Origin of the sequence: Brevibacillus fulvus, from assembly GCF_016908525.1 — a bacterium.
In the GTDB taxonomy this organism is placed as follows: Bacteria; Bacillota; Bacilli; order Brevibacillales; family Brevibacillaceae; genus Brevibacillus_G; species Brevibacillus_G fulvus.
In genome coordinates, this window is sequence record NZ_JAFBEB010000003.1 from 319,132 (window position 1) to 325,908 (window position 6,777).

General features: G+C 47.7%; 5 protein-coding genes and 1 rRNA gene. 5 read left to right on the forward strand and 1 reads right to left on the reverse strand.

Annotated features, from left to right (window positions below; genetic code table 11):
* Positions 1–17 precede the first annotated feature (17 nt).
* The 3 genes from JOD01_RS06995 to JOD01_RS07005 all read left to right on the forward strand — a co-directional run bounded on the left by JOD01_RS06995 (position 18) and on the right by JOD01_RS07005 (position 4,967).
* Positions 18–2,414 (forward strand): tetratricopeptide repeat protein, encoded by a 2,397-nt coding sequence (locus JOD01_RS06995; RefSeq protein WP_204517543.1) that lies wholly within the window; start codon positions 18–20, stop codon positions 2,412–2,414.
* Between the two features lie 140 nt (positions 2,415–2,554).
* Positions 2,555–2,983: a peroxide-responsive transcriptional repressor PerR gene (gene perR / locus JOD01_RS07000; protein WP_204517544.1), complete on the forward strand. Its 429-nt coding sequence runs from the start codon at positions 2,555–2,557 to the stop codon at positions 2,981–2,983.
* Positions 2,984–3,218: 235 nt separating this feature from the next.
* On the forward strand, positions 3,219–4,967 hold the full coding sequence (locus JOD01_RS07005) for a glycosyl hydrolase family 18 protein (RefSeq protein WP_204517545.1): 1,749 nt from the start codon (positions 3,219–3,221) through the stop codon (positions 4,965–4,967).
* 46 nt (positions 4,968–5,013) lie between these two features.
* On the opposite strand, the gene JOD01_RS07010 is transcribed toward JOD01_RS07005, so the two are convergent.
* Positions 5,014–5,370, reverse strand: coding sequence for a DUF2614 family zinc ribbon-containing protein (locus tag JOD01_RS07010; protein WP_204517546.1), 357 nt, complete (start codon positions 5,368–5,370; stop codon positions 5,014–5,016).
* A gap of 112 nt (positions 5,371–5,482) precedes the next feature.
* Here JOD01_RS07010 and JOD01_RS07015 point away from each other — a divergent pair, with 112 nt between their 5' ends.
* The gene (locus tag JOD01_RS07015; RefSeq protein ID WP_204517547.1) at positions 5,483–6,346 is read left to right on the forward strand and encodes a nucleotidyltransferase-like protein; all 864 of its coding nucleotides are present in this window, start codon (positions 5,483–5,485) and stop codon (positions 6,344–6,346) included.
* A gap of 257 nt (positions 6,347–6,603) precedes the next feature.
* Positions 6,604–6,777 (forward strand): 16S ribosomal RNA (locus tag JOD01_RS07020); the annotation flags it as partial.

Genomic DNA, 6,777 nt, shown 5'->3' on the forward strand with positions numbered 1-6,777 from the left:
TAAAATGAGGGATTAAGATGGGGAGAAAACAACTGATACTGACCTTGGTCTGCACAGTCAGCGGCCTTTTTGTCTGGGAGGGGCCAACCGGAGAACTTTCTGCTGCCACCGTATATGCGGCAGAATTGCCGGACACACAAATTGATGCACTTGTCAAAAGCGCCTTTCAGCAGTATCGGGAATCGTGGCAAATTTCTGCCGAGTTGGGAGCGCAATTGGATCAGCATCACAAGCAATTGCTTGCCGTCGTAGACAAAGGCATTTCAACGAATGGTTCGGTCCTTGCCGAACGAGAGGGAGCCGAACAAACTGAGCCCGCGATTGAATGGAATTTTTGGCTGAATCTTGCCAAACGACTCAATGATCCGAGTTTGCTGCCGGCATTGTACACATGGCTGTCAGCATCGGAAATCCCTGATCGTTATTTGTATCAAGAGACGTTGCTGCAATTAATACCGCAAGGCAAAGAGCAGCAGCTGCTTTCCTATCTCCCTGAAGCCAGCTCCGACGGCGCCTTTACGATTTTGATGACTTTATCGGAACGGGAGAAAATCACCGACAGTCAGCTTGAACAATGGTATTTACCTTATCGGGACAAACCGCAATGGGAGGGCTTCATCAACTTTCTTTCCGCCAAGTCCGATTATGCGGATTTATTGGCCAAATGGTACGATGACCCAGCGCTGTCGGTTGAACAGCAGAGACAAATCGCTCAGGCTTTGTTGGGCGATGATCACCTCGATTTGCTTCGCGACATCGCCATGTCTACGAAGGATATCTATACAGAACAACTGATCGACGCTTTTTTGTTACGCAATCATGGTGACCGGAAAGCAGCCGAGCGGTTGATTGCCAGTTCGGAGCAGAACGGGTTCCTCGTATCGGTGGATGGATTAACAGAAAAGACGTTGGCCGAACTGTATCCCGACAGTATGTTAAGCAAAGGGATCGCGGAGTACCGCAAAATTCGCGGACAAGTTTATTTTTATCAAGAAGCGGAAGGGGATTGGTACGCCTACCAATCTTACGGCGAGGATTTTGCCCAACCGGTGCAAGCGATTGCAAAGTGGACGGCATTTCTCAACAAGTTTCCCCTGCATCCCGCAGCAGACGATGCCGCATATCGGCTGGCCCGTTGTTATCAGCAAACAGGCAATTTCGCGCAAGCGCTTCACTGGTTTTTGCAGGCGCAAAAATCGGGTGATCGCGATCTGTCCTATGACGCCTTTGGCCAATTTTTGTATGTGTTGGATACAGAAATGGCGGATGGGCGTGGTGTCCATTCTGCCGATGTGCAACTGCCGGCCTGGACGAAAGCGTGGATCGACTATTCGCAAGCGGTGGAACGTTTGCGACAAGGAGCGTATGCAGAAGCCAACGAGGCGCTGAAACAATTCCTTGCCCAATATAAAGGGAAAGATCTGTTTCAACCGGCTTTGCTGTCTGCTGATCTGAACAGCACTGTCGCAAGCAGTGCCGAACGTTACCCATTTTGGGAGGAAGTCAGCAAGCAGCAACGGTTGGCCAATGAATTGGCCAATTTGCGCAGTCAGGCAACCAATGCGACTGGTGAAGAGCGGGCAAGGCTGCAATACAAACTGGCGGCCCTGATTTATCGCGAACCGCTGCTGTTTTACAATCATTTATGGCTTGGCGGCCGGCAAAGCTTTTTCTGGTTTGGACAAATCAAGACGATGGATTACAATGAAACTTTGGCTGACTACATCGGTCGCTTTAACAACTATTCGCAAGCGATCAAAGCCTTCTCCACTGTCGATCTCAACGTGGCCGACCCGGAAACAGCGGCGAAGACGCTTTATTCTCTTGCTCTCAGCAACAGCAAGTTGCTTGAATATGGGGAAGAAGTGCGCTATTACGCCAGCCGCGTCGAGTTGGGAGAACAGTTGCTGGGTTATTGCCATACTTTGACAGAGCGCTACCCTCAATCCGCTCTGGCGGATGATGCCTTATTGCTGGCTTATTATTACAGTTTGGATCGGGCATATTTACAGCAAGTTGTTCAAAACTATCCGCAAGGGGATATGGTGACGACTGCCAAGGAATTGCTGATTGCCAAACAAGAGAGAGCAAACGATCCGCTTCGCTCTTATCTTCCTTATCAAACTGTCGATGTAACGGATTGGCGGGTGCCGTCGGACATCAAAGATTGGGTGGAACAAAACAAACAAAATCCGCAATACCGGGATTGGAAGCGATCCGGGGACTGGGCGTACATCTATATTGCTTCCAAGGAGACGGAAGGTGTCTATTTTCAAGCAGCGGCTGATCGCCAAGGCGTAACGTTCGGTTTTTCGCGCTATGCGTTACCCAAAGCCTGGCAGAAGCAGGAGCAGGTGATTCGGCTACCTTACCGGTTTATTCAGCAGAAATCGCTTGTTTGGGAGCAAAATTGAACACATTGTTAAATATTTTCCACACAATGGTTATTGACACGGCCTACTAACTAGACGTACACTTATTTATAACAATTCTAATAAAAGGCTCATTATTATTTTGAGCAACGTTTTTTGTAGACGGAGAGGTGCATGACAAAATGACGCAGCGAGTGGAAAAGGCGGTCGAAATCCTGAAAAATACAGGAGTAAGGATGACACCGCAACGTCATGCGATATTAGCTTATTTACTTGAAACCATGTCTCATCCGACAGCCGATGAGATTTACAAAGCGTTGGAAGGTAAGTTTCCTAATATGAGCGTGGCAACGATATACAATAATCTGCGGGTGTTTAAAGATGCTGGCCTCGTACGCGAATTGACGTACGGAGATGCTTCCAGCCGGTTTGATGCAAATGTCGCCGAGGATCATTATCACGCCATTTGCACCAAGTGCGGTTCCATCCAGGATTTTCATTATCCATACCTGGAGGATGCCGAAACCGCTGCCAAGTCGATTGGGTTTCAGGCTACCGGGCATCGGATGGAAGTTTACGGTATCTGCGAGGCTTGCCAACAGAAACATTGAAAGCCGCCATATTTTCGATCAGCTCCAACCTGGTTTGTTACAGGGAGGAGCTTTTTGTTTGACAGAAGGATGTAACAATTTGGACGCATGTTTCGTCATGTTTATTAAGTATGATGGAGTAGAGAGAGCTTTGGAGAAGGTTGTGGAAGCGAGATGTGGTTTGCTGGATTTGAAACAAAGTATGCCATCCTCCCCAGCCGACAGGCAGTGATTCCGATGATGGGAGGGTATGTGGATGAATGTTCCATTGGGGATGGCCTCACGCAAGCGGCGCAAACGGAGCCCGCGCTTGTATATGGTCATGATCTTGTTTTTGTTGTTGCTTGCCTTTATTCCGATCTGTTGGTGGGTCGTCACGCAAATTCCCTCCGGCGAGCGGGTAGCTCCTTATGAAGGAAGAAAACAGGTGATCGTTTTTCAAGGCAAGCCCTACGAAAAGCCTTTCGCGCAAGAGAACGAGCAAGTGCTGTTGCCGTTTGATTTTATTAAGGAGCATCTCGACCCCCATATTTTCTGGGACGAGCCGAGCAACTCGATCATTGTCACGACAAAGGACAAGGTTTTGCGAATGGAAAGCGAAAAAGTGGTGGCATATCTCAACCGGACGCCGGTTGACCTGAGCGTGCCGGTCAAGGAGATAGACGGCGTGCGCTTTGTCCCGTTTTCCCCGCTGGAAAAGTTGTATCCGGTCACGGTCCGTGTCACCGAGAGCGGGATGTTGATTGTTGAACAGGACGGGTATAGCGTGCAAAGCGGTGAAGTGATTGCCGATGAAGACCAGCCGGAATTGATGCGGCTTGGTCCTTCGATCAAACAGCCGATCGTCGCTGAGCAGCCCGCCAAAGCGAAGGTAGACATTTTGGGTGAGCGGGATAACTGGTATCAAGTTGAGACGAGCGACGGAATTGTCGGTTATTTGCCGAAAGAATCTGTCCGTTTGCAGGAAATTCGAAAAGTCACCCTGCCGCAAACGCCTGAACAAGCCAAAGCCGCCCCGATCAAGCCGCTTGAAGGCAAGGTTAATTTGACGTGGGAGCAAGTTTCCAGCCGAAATCCGAATCTTGCCAATATACCTGCGATGCCAGGACTAAATGTTATTTCGCCTACGTGGTTTGAGTTGAAGGATGAACAAGGGACTTTGAGCAATAAGGCTGATCCTGCTTATGTGGAATGGGCGCACAAACGCGGCTATCAGGTATGGGGGCTTGTTTCCAACGGGTTTAACCCGGATTGGACACAGGCAGTGTTGAAAGATTTCCGCTTGCGTGAAAAACTGGTTGGGCAAATTTTAAACTATGCTGATTTGTACAATCTTGACGGTATTAACCTCGATTTTGAAAACGTCTATCTTGAGGACAAACAGAATCTTGTCCAGTTTGTTCGTGAATTAACCCCATATTTGCACGAGCAGGGGTTGATAGTATCGATGGATGTCACGATCAAATCAACGAGTGAGCGATGGTCGCTCTTTTATGATCGTCCTGCTCTGTCTCAAGTCGTTGATTATATGATTGTCATGACTTATGACGAGCATGCCGCTGCCAGCCCGGAAGCCGGATCGGTTGCCTCTCTGCCGTGGGTGGAAGAAGGACTGCGCGGAGTGTTGGCGGAAATTCCAAACGATAAGCTTATCCTGGGCATGCCGTATTACACGCGGCTTTGGAAAGAAGAGAAACAGTCCGACGGCACAATCAAAGTAAGCTCCAAGGCACTGACCATGGAGACGGCTGAAGCGTGGATGAAGGAGCGCAATCTCAAGGCGCAGCCTGATGAGCAAAGCGGGCAGCTTTTCGTGAGTTACACTGACCCGCAGGATGGGGCAACCTACAAGATGTGGCTGGAAGAAGCGGGCTCTATTCAAAAACGGGTCGAATTGGTTCATAAATACGCGCTTGCCGGCGTTGCTTCCTGGAGGCGAGGCTATGAAAAGTCGGGAATTTGGGAGACTGTTCAGGAAACGTTGAACAAATCGGGCAAGCCATGAAAAAGAAAAACCCACTCGGTGCAAAAAGTCCGAGTGGGTTTTTGACTTACGCGTTGGTACCTTGCCTGCTGTCTTCTTCAAGGAGCAGCGGTTGTCCGCAAAACATGCAAGCATCTTCTTTGCCAAGCATTTTCGTTACTTTCCTGCAGGCCGGGCATTCTACTTGTGGAGCAGTGGTTGATACCATGCCCGAAACCATGAAAATAACCGTAGCACCCATCGTTAACAGGAAACCGATTATCAACAGGAGGGTCATAAACCAAGCTTGGCCTTTTAGCCACGGACCCAAATAACCGGCAAAGAAAGCGTAACCAAGATACATCAGCAAAATTCCAATTCCGATACTCCAGTTTCCCCAAGTGCGCAACCGCTTGATCTTGCTTAGACGGTCCAGATTTTTCATGAACATTCCTCCTGAGCAACAGTATAGCATAGAACCATTTCTCTGTTTACAAGCAGGAAACAAAGAGATTCTGTAGAAATTTTAAGCTTACGAGAATCGGGGGGGATGAGCGATGGAGCATGTTCACACATATATCGAGAATATTGCAAAATGTGAAGATGTTTTATCTGTTTTAGCGATTACCCAACCTGAGCAAAATGGTTTGTTTGCGGATGGGGCGCACCGGATTTATCTTGTTATTTCCGATCGGCCGGGAGCAAACTGGAGCACAAACTATTTTGTGTTCGCGGGATGCCCGATTGTCGAGCATCGGTTTAGCCGATGGCAAATTGAAAGGTGGGCCATGCATGGATTAGATGAACAGATGGCAAGATTGTTCGCCTCTGCTCGTATTGTTCATGACGATGGCGATTATATGAAAAGGAAGCGGGAACAGCTGCTCAAACTGCCGTCTCATCTGCAAAAACTGCAAATATGCAAAGAATATTCGCTGTTTTTGCGGTTTTTTACCGAAGCGAAAGAATTATTTCGCAAAGGTCATATTCTTGATTGCTTTTTGTCATTGCAGCAATCTCTTCGCCGCTGGGCAAGGTTGGTTGCTTATGAGATGAATGAATATCCCGATCATTCGGTTTGGATGCAAATCAAGCAGTTCGACTCCGCGGTCTATAAATTGTATGAGGAACTGGTTATCGGCAACGAGCCTTTGGCCAAAAGGATCGAACTGCTGATGATCCCCATTGAGGTCGGCTTGTTGGCGAAATTGGAGCCAAGTTCACAATATATTATAGATATTCTCGGTACACGGAACAAACCTTGGCTGCTCTCCGAGTTGTTTCGACTCCCGCAAATTGACGGAAGCGGGATCGAACTTCATTTGTTATTGGATAAAATGGTAAAACGATCGTTGGTTCAGGAGATCATTTTATCAGGTGCTGGAGATTATAGTGAGAAGGCATATTTATTGTCTGATTAAAAAAATGCAGAAAAAGCATTGACATCTTTTTGATTGATGTGCTATATTAATTAACGTTGATTCGATATTGAACGAAACAACGAGTGAAATACTGAAATTTACCACTTGAAATTATGTGTGAAAGTGTGGTAAATTAAAAAAGTCGCTTCTGGGCGATCGTTTAAAAATGTTCTTTGAAAACTGAACAGCGAAACGTTTGAAGTGATCAAATCACAAGCCAAGCAATTTCTTTTTGAACCAAAGATCAACACTTAACTTTATTGGAGAGTTTGATCCTGGCTCAGGACGAACGCTGGCGGCGTGCCTAATACATGCAAGTCGAGCGAGGGTCTTTAAGACCCTAGCGGCGGACGGGTGAGTAACACGTAGGCAACCTGCCCGTAAGACCGGGATAACATAGGGAAACTTATGCTAATACCGGATAGTGTATT